The organism is Huijunlia imazamoxiresistens (genome assembly GCF_037132455.1).
GTDB classification, from domain to species: Bacteria; Bacteroidota; Bacteroidia; order Chitinophagales; family Chitinophagaceae; genus Flavisolibacter; species Flavisolibacter imazamoxiresistens.
Genome location: NZ_JBBBEI010000091.1, coordinates 1 through 1147, shown reverse-complemented (window position 1 = coordinate 1147; position 1147 = coordinate 1). Strand labels below are relative to the sequence as shown.

General features: G+C 46.8%; 1 protein-coding gene. It reads left to right on the top strand.

The window, feature by feature from the left end:
* Positions 1 to 82: 82 nt before the first annotated feature.
* Positions 83 to 1141: an IS630 family transposase gene (locus tag V9K67_RS26995; RefSeq protein ID WP_336728237.1), complete on the top strand. Its 1059-nt coding sequence runs from the start codon at positions 83 to 85 to the stop codon at positions 1139 to 1141.
* Positions 1142 to 1147 lie beyond the last annotated feature (6 nt).

Genomic DNA, 1147 nt, shown 5'->3' with positions numbered 1-1147 from the left:
CTATACTCGGTAAGGGGTAAAATTGTGAGTTGAGCGGGCATAAAAAAAAGAGGGGCAATTTTGTAGTGCTAACAACAAACATATGCCCGCTCTTCAGTTCAACATCAGGCCCGCTGACATTGAAAAACTAAGTTACGAACGTTATGCATATCCTCAACCCATGGTTCAAAAAAGGATTTTTTCGGTTTATTTAAAGGCTGTTTCTTCCTATTCCAACCAGGAAATTGGCTTTATTACCGGCCTGCACGCCAACACCGTGGCCCATTGGATCAAGGTCTATGAGGATGAGGGATATAAGGGCCTGCTCAGCAATAACTACGGCACCAACCAAAGCGAGCTGGAAAGCAAATCCTCCTCCATCCTGTCCTGCTTCAGCGAGCAGCCGCCCCATAGCGCCCGGGAAGCGGCCGATCGTATCAAAGAACTCACCGGTATAGAACGCAGTGAGCAACAGGTACGCAGCTTTATGAGCCGGCATGGCCTGAAGTTCATCAAGTGCGGCCATGTACCAGCAAAGGCTGACAATGAGCAGCAGCACAGCTGGATGGAGCAACACTTACAGCCCGCCATAGAAGAGGCCAGGAAGGGAAAGATTCATCTGCTGTTCCTGGATGCCGCTCATTTTATGCTCCAGCCTTTTCTGTGTTGCCTGTGGTGCGTGGCCCGCATCTTTATCAAAGCGGCCTCGGGCAGGAACCGAATCAATGTACTGGGGGTGGTTCATGCCATCAGCAAAAAGGTGGTCACCCTGACTAATACCACCTACATCACAGCCGATACGCTGGTGCAATTCCTAAAGCAGCTCAAAAGTCATTTCAGGGGTAAACCCATCTATATCGTGCTGGACAATGCCCGCTACCAACGTTGCCAACTGGTAATGGCTGCGGCTAAGTCTTTGGGCATCACCCTGCTTTTTCTGCCTCCTTATTCGCCCAATCTTAATATTATTGAGCGGCTATGGAAGTTTGCCAAAAAGAAAATCCTTTATGCCAGATATTATGAAAAGCCTGCAGCATTTCACCAGGCGATTGAATCCTTTTTTAAGGACATCAACCAAAATTTCAAAAAGGAACTTAAAACATTAATGCCATTAAAGTTCCAATTCTTTGATAACCAGAACTCACTAATTTATCCCTTGTAAAGTATA

Coding starts and splice junctions, on each gene's coding strand:
- V9K67_RS26995 (WP_336728237.1), top strand. CDS start 83: ATGCCCGCTCTTCAGTTCAACATCAGGCCCGCTGACATTGAAAAACTA.